The organism is Micromonospora sp. NPDC005806 (assembly GCF_042871425.1).
Lineage (GTDB): Bacteria > Actinomycetota > Actinomycetes > Mycobacteriales > Micromonosporaceae > Micromonospora.
Map to the genome: position 1 here is coordinate 30759 of NZ_JBIAIL010000018.1, position 14189 is coordinate 44947.

A 14189-nucleotide genomic window follows, 5' to 3' on the forward strand; every position below is an offset into this window, starting at 1 on the left:
GACCCGATGAGCCTGCTCGACGTACGCGACCTGAGCGTGGTGTTCCAGCGCCGCGGTGAGCAGCCGTTCACCGCGGTCGACAAGGTCAGCTTCAGCGTGGAGCCGGGACAGACCGTGGGTCTGGTCGGCGAGTCCGGCTGCGGCAAGAGCGTGACCAGCCTGGCGATCATGGGCCTGCTGCCCCGGCGGGGCAACAAGGTCAGCGGTCAGGTGCTCTTCGAGGGCGCCGACCTGCTCCAGCTGCGCCCGGACGACATGCGGGACCGGCGCGGTCGGGACATCGGCATGATCTTCCAGGACCCGCTCTCCTCGTTGAACCCGGTCGTTCCGATCGGTGTCCAGGTTGCCGAGGTGCTGGAGCGGCACCGCGGCATGGACCGCAAGGCGGCGCTGAAGGAGGCCCGGGAGCTGCTCGACGCGGTCGGCATCCCGGACCCGAACCGGCGGCTGAAGGAGTACCCGCACCAGCTCTCCGGCGGCATGCGGCAGCGCGCGCTGATCGCCATCGCGCTGGCCTGCAAGCCGCGGCTGCTGATCGCCGACGAGCCGACCACCGCCCTGGACGTGACCATCCAGGCGCAGATCCTCACCCTGCTCAAGCAGCTGGTCGACGAGACGGGCACCGCGCTCATCATGATCACGCACGACCTGGGCGTGGTGGCCGGCCTCTGCGACACGGTCAACGTGCTCTACGGCGGCAAGGTGGTGGAGCGGGCCGCCCGGCACGAGCTGTTCGCCCGGCCGCGGCACCCGTACACGCACGGGCTGCTCAACTCGGTGCCGCGGCTGGACTCGCCGCGCGGCGAGCGGCTGCACGCCATCCGCGGCTCGGTGGCCGACAACATCCCGTGGGTCGAGGGGTGTGCGTTCGCGCCCCGCTGCAACAGCGTGGTGGACGCCTGCCTGGAGGGCACGCCTCCGCTCGAGCCCACCGCGACCGGCGGCGACCTGCGCTGCAACAACCCCGTAACCGAGGAGGTGGCGGTCCCGTGACCGAGCGGACCGAACCACTGGTCGAACTGCGCGACGTCAAGGTCCACTTCCCGATCAAGAGCGGCGTGCTCTTCGACCGGACGGTGGGCTATGTCTACGCCGTCGACGGTGTCTCGCTGTCGATCAACAAGGGTGAGACGTACGGGCTGGTGGGCGAGTCGGGCTGCGGCAAGTCCACCCTCGGCCGGGGCCTGCTCCGGCTGGTCGAGCCGACCGACGGCGAGATCGTCTTCGACGGCACCGACGTCCGCTCGCTCAAGGGCGAGTCGATGCGCCGGGCCCGCCGCCGGATGCAGATGATCTTCCAGGACCCGCTGTCCAGCCTCGACCCCCGGCAGTCGGTGGAGTCGCTGCTGGTCGAGGGGCTCAAGGCGCACGGCCTGGCCGACGACAAGGCGGCCACCGCCAAGAAGCTCCGGGACGCCCTGGCGGCGGTCGGCCTGCCCGCCTCGGCGCTGAGCAAGTACCCGCACGAGTTCTCCGGCGGCCAGCGGCAGCGGATCGGCATCGCCCGGGCGCTGGTGCTCGACCCGGACCTGATCGTCGCCGACGAGCCGGTCTCCGCGCTGGACGTGTCGATCCAGGCCCAGGTGCTCAACCTGCTGGAGGACCTCCAGCACGAGCACGGCCTGACCTACCTGATCATCGCGCACGACCTGGCGGTGGTCCGGCACATCGCCGACACGGTCGGGGTGATGTACCTGGGTGGCCTGGTGGAGGAGGCGTCCAGCGACGACCTCTACCGCGAGCCGATGCACCCGTACACGAAGGCGCTGATGTCGGCGGTGCCGGTGCCGGACCCGCAGGTGGAGGACCGCCGCGAGCGGATCCTGCTCGCCGGCGACCTGCCCTCGCCGACGAACCCGCCGGCCGGTTGCCGGTTCCACACCCGCTGCCCGTGGGCCCAGCCGACCCGCTGTGCGGACGAGCGGCCGGCGTTGCGCGAGGTGCTCGACGGCCACCGGGTGGCCTGCCACTACGCCGAGGACATCGCGGCGGGCCGGATCCGGCCGCACGAGGTGGAGCCGGAGCTGGTCCGGCCGGACGACGGCGCGGCGTCGGGCGACACCGGTGAGCTGATCCCGACCCTGTGAGCGCAGGACGAGGCCCCCTTCCCCGGTGAACCGGGGAAGGGGGCCTCGTCGCGTCTCAGCCCTCGGGGCGGTTGAGCAGGGCGACCGCGACGGTGTGCACGGCGTCGAGCCCGGCCGGGTCGGCCAGCGACGCCCGGCCGCCGGTCACCACGTACCACTCGTCGGCGTCCTTGTACTGCACGCGCAGGATGACCTGGCCGTCGGCCCACTCGGTGCGCAGGGTCAGCTCACCGGTCACCACGCCGACCTCGTCGGTCATCACTCCGCCCGGACCGGCCGTGATGTCGGTCGTCCGCTGGGGCGGCCCGGCCGGTGCGCCGCCGGCGGGAGCTCCCGGGACGGCATCGGCCGACATGCCCGCCCCGGAGATGTCGGCGGGGGCGGGGGGCGCGCCGTCGGCTGTCATCCCGGCCGAGGTCGGGCCGGTCGTGGCCCCGCCACCGGTCGCCGCCGCCGCGTCCTCGCCCGCCGCGTCCGGCGTCTGCTCCGGCGTCTGCTCCGGCGCCGGCTTGCCGCCGGTTCCGGTCACGGCTTGTTCGCCCATGTGCAACCCTCCAACATGTCGGTCAGGGCGGCCTTCTCGGCGCTGGTCACCGTCAGCCGCCAGTAGTGCTTGACCGTCACCCAGTCGGCGGCGTACTGGCACCAGTACGACTTGTTCGCCGGCTTCCACTGGGACGGGTCCTGGTCACCCTTTGCCCGGTTGGAGCGCAGGGAAACCGCGATCAGCTGCGGCCGGGTCAGGTCGTTGGCGAAGTCCCCGCGCTTCGAGTCGTCCCACTCGTCCGCGCCCGACCGCCAGGCGTTGGCCAGCGGCACCACGTGGTCGATGTCGACGTCGGCGGGGTCGGTCAGCACCAGCCCGTCGTACGCGCTCTCCCAGCGACCGCCGACCACGTTGCAGCCGGAGAGCTTGATGCTCTCCCCGTCCCGCTGCAGCACGCTGTCCCGTACGTCGCAGTTCTTGCCGGTGTCCCGCCAGTGCGGGAAGCGGGACCGGCTGTAGCCCTTCATCGACCCGGCGGCGGCGACGGTCAGCTCGCCGAGCTGTTTGTTGACGTTCCCCGCTGCGCTCGGCGGGGCGTCCGGCTCGTCGACCACCGGCTGGCACCCGGCCGCGCCGAGGGCGAGCACCGCGGTGAGTGCGGCCGCCAACCCGGCACGGGCTTCTGACTTGGTACGCACAGACGACACCTCTCCAGCTTGCGGGCTCCCGGCGAGTCCGCACAGTACCCCGCGGCGGTTTCCGTGATTTGTGGCGTCGGGAGTGGAGCCCGGGCAGAGTGGTTTTCCATGACCACATCCGCACCCGCCCTGCGTACGAGCACCGTTGCCGGGCGGGGCACCCTGCTCGCCGCGATCCTCGCCTCCGGCATGGTCTTCCTGGACAGCACGGTGGTCAACGTGGCGTTGCCCCGGCTGGGCGCGGAACTCCACGCAAACGTGGCCGATCTCCAGTGGACCGTGAACGGCTACCTGCTCATGCTGGCCGCGTTCGTGCTGCTCGGGGGTGCGCTCGGCGACCGGTTCGGCCGGCGGCGCATCTTCCTGCTCGGCGTGGTGTGGTTCGCGGTGGCCTCCCTGCTCTGCGGTCTGTCCCAGGGGACCGGCTGGCTGATCGCCGCCCGGATCCTGCAGGGTGCCGGTGGGGCGCTGCTCACCCCCGGCTCGCTCTCCGTGCTCCAGGCCAGCTTCCACCCGGACGACCGGGGTCGGGCGATCGGCATCTGGTCCGGCCTGTCCGGCGTCTCCACCACCCTCGGGCCGCTGCTCGGCGGTTGGCTGATCGACGCGCTCTCCTGGCGATGGATCTTCTTCATCAACCTGCCGCTCGCGGTGGGCGTGGTGCTCGCCGCGCTGCGCTGGGTGCCGGAGAGCCGCGACGTGGAGGCGTCGCGTGCCGGGGGACGGCGGTTCGACATAGCCGGCACGCTGCTCGGCGCGTTGGGCCTGGGCGGCGTCACGTTCGCCCTGATCGACGCCCCGGCGCACGGCTTCAGCTCCCCGGCGGTGCTCGCGGCGGTGCTGGTCGGAGTGCTCTCCGTGGTGTTCTTCGTGCTGGTCGAGCGGCGGCGCGGGGACGCCGCGATGCTCCCCACCGGCCTGTTCAGCAGCCGGCTCTTCTCGGTGCTGAACATCTTCACCGTGGTGGTCTACGCCGCCCTGGGCGGCTTCACCTTCTTCCTCGCCGTCTACCTGCAGAACGGGGTGGGCTGGTCGGCGCTGCGCACCGGGCTGGCCACCGTGCCGATGTCGCTGCTCCTGCTGGTCGGCTCGCCCCGGGCCGGGGCGCTGTCGGCCCGGATCGGGCCCCGGCTGCCGCTCACCGTCGGCCCGGTGATCGCCGCAGCCGGGCTGCTGCTGCTGCGTCGGGTCGGACCGGGGGCGTCGTACTGGACCGACGTGCTGCCCGGAGTCGCCCTGTTCGGGGCGGGCCTGGCCCTGGTGGTGGCACCGCTGACGGCCTCCGTGCTGGCGGCGGTGGCGGACCGGTTCGCCGGGGTGGCCAGCGGCTTCAACAACGCCGCGTCCCGGGCCGGCGGCCTGCTGGCGGTGGCGGCGCTGCCGCTGCTGGTCGGCCTCTCCGGCACCGGGTACGAGCAGAAGACCGCGCTGGCCGGCGCGTTCCGGGGGGCGATGCTCTGGTGCGCGGGGCTGCTGCTGGTCGGAGCCGCGATGGCCGGGCTGCTGATCCACCGCCCGACCCGGAAGGCACCGCCGTCCCAACCCTGCCCCTCGCTCCCCGCGTCGACCCCGCCGGAGCGGAAGGGAAAGACTCCTTCTTGACGCCTCCGGTAGAGAAGGGGCCCCCTCTCAACAAGCGGCCCGGGCGCGGAGCGGAGCGACCGCAGGAGGTTGCTACGGTCGCCGGATGAGCGACCACGACGACCGGCTGCGGTACCGCCTGCTCACCGGGCCCGACGACGCGGAGTTCTGCCGCCGGGTCAGCGCGGCGCTGGCCGAGGGCTACCGACTGCACGGCTCGCCCGCGATGACGTTCGACGGTCAGCGGGTGATCGTCGCTCAGGCGGTCGTTCTGGACGACGGAACGCCGAGGATTCTGCCCGCCTGACGTCGATCCGGGGCCGGCCAGATCCGGCGTTGAGCAGGGTCCCCTGCTAGGCACGAGGCGTCAACAGGGGACCCTTCCTGGCAACTCAGCTCCGGGCGCGGTTTACCGCGCTGGTGACCGCCTTGATGGAGGCGGTGACGATGTTGGCGTCCACCCCGACGCCCCACACCGTCCGGCCGTCCACCTCGCACTCCACGTACGCGGCGGCCTGCGCGTCCCCACCGGAGGAGAGCGCGTGCTCGTGGTAGTCGAGCACCCGTACCGCCACGCCGAGGGACTGCAGCGCGTTGACGTACGCGTCGATCGGACCGTTGCCGACCGCGGTGAGCGGGTGGACCTCGCCGCGGTAGCCGACCCGGGCGTCGATCTCGACCTTGCCGTCGGCGGTGCCGATCGCGTAGTCGGCCAGGCTCACCACCGGGTCGACCTGGTGGTCGACCAGATAGTTGCGGGCGAAGATCTCCCACATGGTGCCCGGCTCGACCTCGCCGCCGTCGTGGTCGGTGACCTGCTGGACCACGCCGGAGAACTCGATCTGGAGGCGGCGCGGCAGGTCGAGCTGGTGCTCGGTCTTCATGATGTACGCGACGCCGCCCTTGCCCGACTGCGAGTTGACCCGGATGACCGCCTCGTAGGTGCGGCCCAGGTCCTTCGGGTCGATCGGCAGGTACGGCACGGCCCAGGTGAACTCGTCGACCGGCACCCCGGCCAGCGCGGCGTCGGCGTGCAGGGCGTCGAAGCCCTTGTTGATCGCGTCCTGGTGCGAGCCGGAGAAGGCGGTGTAGACCAGATCGCCCGCGTACGGGTGGCGCTCGTGCACCGGGAGCTGGTTGCAGTATTCGACGGCCCGCTTGACCTCGTCGATGTGGGAGAAGTCGATCATCGGGTCGATGCCCTGGGAGAAGAGGTTCAGCCCCAGGGTGACCAGGTCGACGTTGCCGGTCCGCTCGCCGTTGCCGAACAGGCAGCCCTCGATCCGGTCGGCGCCGGCCAGCAGGCCCAGCTCGGCGGCGGCCACGCCGGTGCCCCGGTCGTTGTGCGGGTGCAGGCTCAGCACCAGGCTGTCCCGCCGGGGCAGGTGCCGGTGCATCCATTCGATCGAGTCGGCGTACACGTTCGGCATGGCCATCTCGACGGTGGCCGGCAGGTTGATGATCAGCTTCCGGTCCGGGGTCGGGTCGATCACCTCGATGACCTTGGTGCAGACCTCCAGCGCGTACTCCAGCTCGGTGCCGGTGTAGGACTCCGGCGAGTACTCGTAGTGGATGTCGGTGTCCGGGGTGTGGATCTCCGCGTACTTCTGGCAGAGCCGGGCGCCCTGGGTGGCGATGTCGGTGACGCCGTCGCGGTCCAGGCCGAAGACCACCCGCCGCTGCAGCGTCGAGGTGGAGTTGTAGAAGTGCACGATGGCCCGGTGGGCGCCGCGCAGCGACTCGAAGGTCCGCTCGATCAGGTGCTCCCGGCACTGGGTGAGCACCTGGATGGTGACGTCCTCGGGGATCAGGTCCTGTTCGATCAGCTGGCGGACGAAGTCGTAGTCGGTCTGGCTGGCCGACGGGAAGCCGACCTCGATCTCCTTGTAGCCCATCTGCACGAGCAGCTGGAACATCCGGCGCTTGCGCTCGGGGGACATCGGGTCGATCAGGGCCTGGTTGCCGTCGCGGAGGTCCACGGCGCACCAGCGCGGGGCGGCCTCGACGCGGCGGGTCGGCCAGGCGCGGTCCGGCAGGTCGACCCGGAACTGCTGGTCGTACGGCAGGTAACGGTGGAACGGCATCCGGCTGGGGCGCTGCCGGGCGATCGGATCGGTCTCAGCGTCGGTGGCAGGTTGAGCCATCTCGAAGTGCTCCCTGGAACATGTGGCGTCAGCAGATCGGAAGGTGTCGGCGAGATGCCGGGCGACGGTGCCGGGCGGTGCCGAGAAAGAAGTTCGGATGTGCTGGACGGCGCGGTTCAACTCCGCGACGAGGTGCCGGCCGGTCAGGCCTCGTCGCGGCAGCCAAGGAGAAGGTACGCCTGCCACATGACAAGGTCACCCTACGTGGCGGGACGGGTGGTGGGAAGGCGCGTCCGGACTATGGGACGGGGGTCACCCTCTCGGCTTCCGGGGTCGCCTCCCCCAGCCGAGGAGTCCGCTCGGCCCACGCGACCGCCGGCAAAACGGCCAGCCCGACCAGCGCGAACAGGGCCGCCATCGGGAACCAGCCCCAGCCGCCGCTGGTCACGCCGAGCGCGGTCAGCCCGATCGGGCCGGCCAGGAACTGGAGCTGGCTGCCCAGCCGGAACGCCCCGACGTACGCGCCGCGCTGGGCGGCCGGCGGCAGGGTGCTGGTCAGGCCCCACGCGCCGCCCGACTCGACCAGCTCGGCCACGGTGAGCACCGTCGCGGCGGCCACCAGCACCACCACCGTGAGGGTGCCCCCGGTGACCCCGGAGATCGGCAGGACCAGGCAGAACAGGCTGATCAGCAGCGCACCCCGGCGGGACGCCCGGGCCGCCCCCGGGGCGGTGTCCGCGCCCCGGCTGGCGCGTACCTGGAGCAGCACGACCAGCACGGTGTTCAGCAGCACCAGCCCGGCGATCACCGTCTTCGGGGCGTCGGTCCGGGTGAGCACCCAGAGGGGCAGGACCGTCAGGTAGAGCGTCTGGTGCGCGGTGAGCAGCCCGGAGAGCAGGGCCACCGTCATGAACGGCCGGTCCCGCAGCACCGCCAGCCGGCTCATCGGCTCGGTCGGACGGGTCGCCTCCGGCAGCCGGGGCAGTCGGCGGACGAAGACCGCCGTCACCAGGAACACCGTCGCGATGAACCAGACCATTCCCCGGTACGCCGCGATGGTGTCCACCGCCAGCACCAGGCCGCTGATCACCGCGCCCAGCCCGAACCCGACGTTCAACAACGAGCGCTGGTACGCGAGCGCGGTGACCCGCTCCTCCGGGCGCAGGGCGTTGATCGAGTAGACCTGCCGGGCCGTCCCGCTCGCGGCGTCGACCAGGGCCAGCGCGACCACCACGGCGAGGAAGCCGGGGAAACCGCCGACGAAGGGGTACGCCGCGAACAGCGCCGCCTGCAGCAGTTGCCCGAACACCCAGACCCGCTGCGGGCCGTACCGGTCGGTGAGCCCGCCGAGCGGGACGGTGCCGAGCAGGGACACCCCGGCCGCCAGCGAGAGTCCGAAGCCCACCTGGGCCGGGCTGAGCCCCAGCGCCCGGGTGAAGAACACGGCGCTGCCGGCCTGGAAGAGACCGTGGCCGACGGCGTACACCATGGCCTGCACGGCCAGGGCTCGGGTCAGGCCGGCCGGCGGTACGACGTGCCGGACGGCGGTGCGGATGGTGTCCCTGGTCCCCATGACCAGCGAGCAAAGCGTGCCCCCCACGGCTCCGTCGAGCCTTTTTGGCTGAGGCGAAATCTTGGGATCCGCGCAGTCTCCCGACGTCGTGCGGACACTGGGACCGGTCAGCGGAGGAGGAGGGCGGGGAGGGGGTGACGGCGGCGGAGGGCGGTCTCCCGGTCCCGCAGTTCGGCGGGGAGGGCGTACGGGTCGCCGAGGCGGCCGACGGCGGCCACCACCAGCGGCCGGATCCCGACCGCCAGGTCCAGCTCGGCGGCGAGGCGGGCCCGGTCGAAGCGGGTGAGCTGGTGCACGTGCAGGCCGAGCGCGGCGGCCTGCACGGTGAGGTGGGCGATCGCCTGACCCAGGTCGTACGCGGCGCGTTCGGCCTCCCCGCCGGCGGGCACCCGGGAAGCGCCGGTGTGCGCGCCCACCACCAGCGCGGAGGCGTGCCGGGCCCAGCCCTGGTCGCCCTCGGGGAGGCTGACCAGGATCCGTTTCCAGGTCTCGTCCTGCCGGTGCCCGAGGGCGAACCGCCACGGCTGGGCGTTTTCGGTCGAGGGGGCCCAGCGGGCGGCCTCCAGCAGCGAGGCCGCCTCGTCCCCGGTGAGCTCCGCATCCGGGTCGAACGCCCGGGGACTCCAGCGGAAGGCGAGCAGGGGGGTGAGGTCGGCCATGAGGTGGAGCATCCCCGATGGGGCGTTTCGCCCGCTGCGCCGGGTCGGTCAGATGTGGCCAACAGCACCCGTAACGGACAAGGGGGTCACGGCGTTGTGGGGCTCGCGCTGTCGGTGGGCGACGGTGCCTCCCGCCCGACCGGGTCGCCCTCGGTGACCGGACCGGCCAGCTGCACGGTGGCCGGCGCCGGCCCCGGCTCGCCGGCCAGCTTCAGGGTGCCGAAGGCGGCCCGGACCGCGGTCGGGGTGCCGTCCGGCCGGTAGCAGTAGATACCCACGTCCAGCGGAGCGTTCAGCGAGGCCGAGGTCGTCTCGACGGAGTAGCACTCACCGGTCGCCCCGACGGGCGGGCTGGCGGGCGAGACGGCCAGCGGCGCCCGACGGTCGGTGAGCACCTCCAGCCAGTCGGTGAACGGGTGCTGCACCTTGGGATCCAGCTTCCGGGGCACGGCGTCGTCGGGGTCGCCGAGGCGTACGCAGCCCGCCGGCGCCGGACTTCCGGCCGAGGGGAGCGCGCACTGGAACAGCCCGTCGGCGGTCGCCACGAGCGAGACGTCGACCGTGCCGCCCTGGCCCCAACCGGGCACGTCCACCCGCCAGCTGCCATCGTTCGCGCTGGTCACCGTGATCGTCCGGTCCGGGCCGTCCCCGTTGGTGAAGGTGTACGTGGCGGTGAGGTGCCGGTCCTGTGCGGCGGCCGCCAGCGCGGCCAGTTCGTCGCGGGCCGCGTCCCCCTCCGCCGGTGCCGGGTCGGCGGTGCTGGTCGGGGCCGGCCTCGGCGGGTCGGCGGCGCAGGCGGCCAGCAGGGTGATCGCCAGGATGCCGGTCAGTCGCCGGGCCGCGCGAAGGTGAGCGTGCACCCGGACATTCTGCGGTGCCGGCACGGCTCCGCGGAGCCCGCCGTACGGCTGTGGTGCCGGCGTGTCGCGCGGCCCGTAAACCGGCGGTCCGCCCTGGTGAGCCGCCCCACGCCGGGCCGGATGGTGGGATCACCCGACCCGGCGGCACGAGCCGCCCGATACCCTGGGGAGGTCTGACACGCGCCGCCGGACCGGAACCCGGCGGCGTCGGCACGCTCAGGGTCGTAGCTGGGAGGGAGTGCACCGTCGTGGCACTCGTGGTGCAGAAGTACGGCGGGTCCTCCGTCGCCAACGCCGAGCGGATCAAGCGCGTGGCCGAGCGCATCGTGGCCGCCCGCAAGGCCGGCGACGACGTGGTCGTGGTGGTCTCCGCGATGGGCGACACCACCGACGAGCTGCTCGACCTGGCCAACCAGGTCAGCCCGCTGCCCCCCGGCCGGGAGCTGGACATGCTGCTCACCGCCGGGGAGCGGATCTCCATGGCGCTGCTCGCCATGGCCATCCACAACCTGGGGTACGAGGCCCGCTCGTTCACCGGCTCGCAGGCCGGCGTGATCACCACCTCGGTGCACGGCAGGGCGCGGATCATCGACGTCACCCCGGGCCGCCTCAAGGGCGCGCTGGACGAGGGCGCGGTGGTGATCGTCGCCGGCTTCCAGGGCGTCTCGCAGGACACCAAGGACGTCACCACGCTGGGCCGGGGCGGGTCGGACACCACCGCAGTGGCGCTCGCCGCCGCGCTCGACGCGGACGTCTGCGAGATCTACACGGACGTGGACGGCATCTTCTCCGCCGACCCGCGGATCGTGCCCAACGCCCGGCATATCAAGCAGATCACCTACGAGGAGATGCTGGAGCTGGCCGCCTGCGGCGCCAAGGTGCTGCACCTGCGCAGCGTCGAGTACGCCCGGCGCGCAGGCTTGCCGATCCACGTCCGTTCGTCATACTCGACCAACACCGGCACCATGGTCACCGGATCGATGGAGGACCTTCCCGTGGAACAGGCACTGATCACCGGGGTCGCCCACGACCGCAGTGAAGCGAAGATCACCATCGTCGGGGTACCCGACGAGCCGGGTGCCGCCGCGAAGATCTTCGACACCGTCGCCGGTGCCGAGATCAATATCGACATGATCGTGCAGAACGTGTCCACCGAGGGCACCGGGCGTACCGACATCTCGTTCACGCTGCCCAAGACCGACGGCCCGACCGCCATGGCCGCGCTCAGCAAGATCCAGGAGGCGGTCAAGTTCAAGGGCCTGCTCTACGACGACCACGTGGGCAAGGTGTCCCTGATCGGCGCGGGCATGCGCTCGCACCCGGGTGTCGCGGCCGGCTTCTTCGCCGCCCTCGGCGCGGCCGGCGTCAACATCGAGATGATCTCCACCTCGGAGATCCGGGTCTCCGTGGTCTGCCGGGACACCGACCTCGACGAGGCGGTCCGGGCGATCCACGAGGCCTTCGACCTGGGCGGCGACTCCGAGGCCGTGGTCTACGCGGGCACCGGGCGGTAGCGGGGATGTCGTCGTCGCTGCCCACCCTTGCCGTGGTCGGGGCGACCGGTGCCGTCGGCACGGTGATGTGCCAGCTCCTGTCCTCCCGCCGCAACGTCTGGGGTGAGATCCGGCTGCTCGCCTCGGAGCGCTCGGCCGGGCGGCGGGTGCAGTGCCGGGGTGAGGAGTTGATCGTCCAGGCCCTCACCGCCGAGGCGTTCGACGGCGTCGACGTGGCCATGTTCGACGTGCCGGACGAGGTCTCCGTGGCGTGGGCACCGGTCGCGGTGACCCGGGGCGCGGTGGTGGTGGACAACTCCGGCGCGTACCGGATGGACCGGGACGTGCCGCTGGTCGTCCCCGAGATCAACCCGGAGCAGGTCCGCAACCGGCCCAAGGGCATCATCGCCAACGCCAACTGCACCACCCTGGGGATGATCGTGGCGATCGCCCCGCTGCACCGCGAGTACGGCCTCCGTGAGCTGGTGCTCGCGTCGTACCAGGCGGCGTCCGGGGCGGGGCAGGCCGGCGCGGACGCGCTGCACGCCCAGCTCGGCAAGGTCGCCGGTGACCGGGTGCTCGGCTCCCGGCCGGGCGATGTGAGGCAGGCGGTCGGCGACGAGCTGGGCCCGTTCCCGGCCCCGCTGGCGCTCAACGTGGTGCCGTGGGCCGGCTCGCTCGGCGACGGCGGCTGGTCGTCCGAGGAACTGAAGATGCGCAACGAGTCGCGCAAGATCCTCGGGCTGCCCGACCTCAAGGTCTCCGCCACCTGCGTACGGGTGCCGGTGGTGACCGGCCACTCGGTGGCGGTGCACGCGGTCTTCGCCACCGAGGTGGACGCCGAGGGCGCCCGCGAGGCGCTGCGCCACGCGCCCGGCGTGATCCTGGTCGACGACCCGGCGGCCGGGGAGTTCCCGATGCCGATCGACGCGGTCGGCACCGACCCCTCCTGGGTCGGCCGGATCCGCCGCGCGGTGGACGACCCGCGCGCCCTCGACCTCTTCGTGACGGGCGACAACCTGCGGAAGGGCGCCGCCCTGAACACCGCCCAGATCGCCGAGCTCCTCGCCCGGGAGTTCACCCGCTGACGTCCGGCGTGGCGGGGGTCAGGCGGCCAGGCGTACCCCGTCGCGGCCCTGGCGTTTGACCGCGTAGAGGGCCTGGTCGGCGCGGTGCAGGGTGCGCTCCGGCGTCTCGCCGAGGTAGGGCAGGGCGACCCCGACGCTGATGGTCCGGCCGGTCCGCCGGGCCGCCTCGGTCAGCCGCTCGGCGATCCGCACCGCCTCCTCCGGACGGCTCACCTCGATCACCGCGACGAACTCGTCGCCGCCGGTGCGGTACAGCTCGTCGCCCTGCCGCAGCGCCCCCTCCAGCGCCCGGGCCAACCCCACCAGCAACTGGTCCCCGGCCTGGTGGCCGTACGTGTCGTTGACGTTCTTGAAGCCGTCGACGTCGATCGCCAGCAGGGCGGTACGCCCCGGCGTGGCGTTGGCGATCCGCTGCCCGAAGGGTCCGGTGTGGCGCAGCCCGGTGAGCGGGTCGGAGCTGGCCTGCTCGCGCAGGCGGGTGAGCGTACGCAGCCGGTCGAGGCAGGTCCACGCCTGCCCGGCCAGCAACTCCATCAGGTTGACCGTGGTCGGGTCGGGACGCAGCAGCCGCTCGTCGGCGACCAGCAGCGCCCCGCCGCCGTCCGGCGGCCCGACCGGCACCGCCACCAGGGTGCGGGCCCCGGCCCAGGCCAGCGGCAGGTAGTCCTCGGTCGGCGGGTGTCCCGCCTCGCCCAGCGTGTACGCCGAGCCGTGCCGGTGGGCCCGCGCGATCATCCGGCTGAGCGCGGCGGGGCCGGCCTCGGTCAGCTCGGCCCGGAGCCGCGACTCCAGCTCGCCCGGGGTGCCGGTCGGGGCGCCGAGCCGGGGCCCCCCCCGGCCGGCGAGGAGCAGCACCGCCGCGGGGAGCCCCGAGACGTCCCGAGCGGCGGTGATCGCGGCGGCCATCAGGTCCCATTCGGTGGGGGCCGCGGTCATCGCGGCGACGTGCCGGAGCAGTTTCTCGCTGCGGCTCTCCGCCGGCGGGCCGCCGAGCGCGGTGATCCGGGCGCCCAGCCGGCCGGCCACCCGCTCGGCGGTCTCCCGCCAGCGGTCCAGCTCGACCGGGCCGCTCCACTGGAGGTCGAGCACGCCGATCGGCCGCCCCGCCGGGTCCAGCACCGGCACGCAGATCTCGGCGGTGACATCGGGGCGTAGCGGAAGGTAGTCGGGGTCGGCGGTGACGTCGGCGACGGTGGCCGGCTCGCCGGAGGCGTACACCCGGCCGACGATCGACCGCTCCAGCGGCACCGTGGAGAAGACCTGCCAGGTGCCGGTGGCCGCGACGCAGCGGAGCCGGTCGTGGACCTGGAGCAGGATCGAGATGGTCGCCGGGGTGTGCCGGGCGAGCGCAGCGACCGCCCACTGGCACGCCTCCGGAGCGGTCGACGCCATCGGGAGGCGGACCGTGACGTCTCGGATGACTCGCTCGTGATCCACGTCGTTCCTGGTCGGAGGGGTCGTTGCGCGATCAAGGGTACTCAGCGGCCGGACCGTCGACCTTCGTACACATGTGCTATCCACAGGGTGTGGACGCGGCCTGTGGGCACGGTGGGACGGCGTGGCGGGGTGGTCGGCGATA

At 72.7% G+C, this 14189-nt stretch carries 13 protein-coding genes; 6 read left to right on the forward strand and 7 right to left on the reverse strand.

The window, feature by feature from the left end; translation table 11 throughout:
* Positions 1–6 precede the first annotated feature (6 nt).
* Together ACFYOS_RS19595 and ACFYOS_RS19600 are read left to right on the forward strand one after the other, a co-directional pair.
* On the forward strand, positions 7–993 hold the full coding sequence (locus ACFYOS_RS19595) for an ABC transporter ATP-binding protein (RefSeq protein ID WP_387143483.1): 987 nt from the start codon (positions 7–9) through the stop codon (positions 991–993).
* Entirely contained in the window at positions 990–2087 is a 1098-nt protein-coding gene (locus ACFYOS_RS19600; protein ID WP_387143231.1) for an ABC transporter ATP-binding protein, read from the forward strand. Before ACFYOS_RS19595 ends, ACFYOS_RS19600 begins: the two co-directional genes overlap by 4 nt.
* Positions 2088–2142: 55 nt before the next feature.
* Here the strand turns inward: ACFYOS_RS19600 and ACFYOS_RS19605 are convergent, their stop codons facing one another.
* Entirely contained in the window at positions 2143–2631 is a 489-nt protein-coding gene (locus ACFYOS_RS19605) for a hypothetical protein (RefSeq protein ID WP_387143234.1), read from the reverse strand.
* Positions 2613–3272: an HNH endonuclease family protein gene (locus ACFYOS_RS19610; RefSeq protein WP_387143237.1), complete on the reverse strand. Its 660-nt coding sequence runs from the start codon at positions 3270–3272 to the stop codon at positions 2613–2615. The genes ACFYOS_RS19605 and ACFYOS_RS19610 overlap by 19 nt, the downstream gene beginning before the upstream one ends.
* Positions 3273–3380: 108 nt before the next feature.
* On the opposite strand from ACFYOS_RS19610, the gene ACFYOS_RS19615 reads away from it, so the two are divergent.
* Together ACFYOS_RS19615 and ACFYOS_RS19620 are read left to right on the forward strand one after the other, a co-directional pair.
* The gene (locus ACFYOS_RS19615) at positions 3381–4874 is read left to right on the forward strand and encodes an MFS transporter (protein ID WP_387143240.1); all 1494 of its coding nucleotides are present in this window, start codon (positions 3381–3383) and stop codon (positions 4872–4874) included.
* An 85-nt stretch (positions 4875–4959) separates the two neighbouring features.
* Positions 4960–5160 carry a DUF1737 domain-containing protein gene (locus ACFYOS_RS19620; protein ID WP_387143242.1) on the forward strand — a complete coding sequence of 67 codons (201 nt, stop codon included), beginning with the start codon at positions 4960–4962 and terminating at the stop codon, positions 5158–5160.
* Between the two features lie 85 nt (positions 5161–5245).
* Here ACFYOS_RS19620 and leuA read toward each other — a convergent pair whose 3' ends face one another.
* From leuA to ACFYOS_RS19640, 4 genes are all read right to left on the reverse strand, one after another.
* Positions 5246–6997, reverse strand: coding sequence for a 2-isopropylmalate synthase (gene leuA, locus ACFYOS_RS19625; protein ID WP_387143244.1), 1752 nt, complete (start codon positions 6995–6997; stop codon positions 5246–5248).
* A gap of 238 nt (positions 6998–7235) precedes the next feature.
* Positions 7236–8510 (reverse strand): MFS transporter, encoded by a 1275-nt coding sequence (locus ACFYOS_RS19630; RefSeq protein ID WP_387143247.1) that lies wholly within the window; start codon positions 8508–8510, stop codon positions 7236–7238.
* 107 nt (positions 8511–8617) lie between these two features.
* Positions 8618–9169 (reverse strand): nitroreductase family protein, encoded by a 552-nt coding sequence (locus ACFYOS_RS19635; protein ID WP_387143250.1) that lies wholly within the window; start codon positions 9167–9169, stop codon positions 8618–8620.
* 86 nt (positions 9170–9255) lie between these two features.
* Positions 9256–10029, reverse strand: a complete 774-nt coding sequence (locus tag ACFYOS_RS19640; protein ID WP_387143253.1) for a hypothetical protein — start codon at positions 10027–10029, stop codon at positions 9256–9258.
* Between the two features lie 248 nt (positions 10030–10277).
* Between ACFYOS_RS19640 and ACFYOS_RS19645 the strand changes: the two genes are divergently transcribed.
* Both ACFYOS_RS19645 and ACFYOS_RS19650 read left to right on the forward strand, forming a co-directional pair.
* Entirely contained in the window at positions 10278–11543 is a 1266-nt protein-coding gene (locus ACFYOS_RS19645) for an aspartate kinase (RefSeq protein ID WP_387143256.1), read from the forward strand.
* 5 nt (positions 11544–11548) lie between these two features.
* Complete coding sequence (locus tag ACFYOS_RS19650; protein WP_387143259.1) at positions 11549–12610, forward strand: aspartate-semialdehyde dehydrogenase; 1062 nt, start codon at positions 11549–11551, stop codon at positions 12608–12610.
* A gap of 18 nt (positions 12611–12628) precedes the next feature.
* Here the strand turns inward: ACFYOS_RS19650 and ACFYOS_RS19655 are convergent, their stop codons facing one another.
* Entirely contained in the window at positions 12629–14047 is a 1419-nt protein-coding gene (locus ACFYOS_RS19655) for a diguanylate cyclase domain-containing protein (protein WP_387143263.1), read from the reverse strand.
* Positions 14048–14189 lie beyond the last annotated feature (142 nt).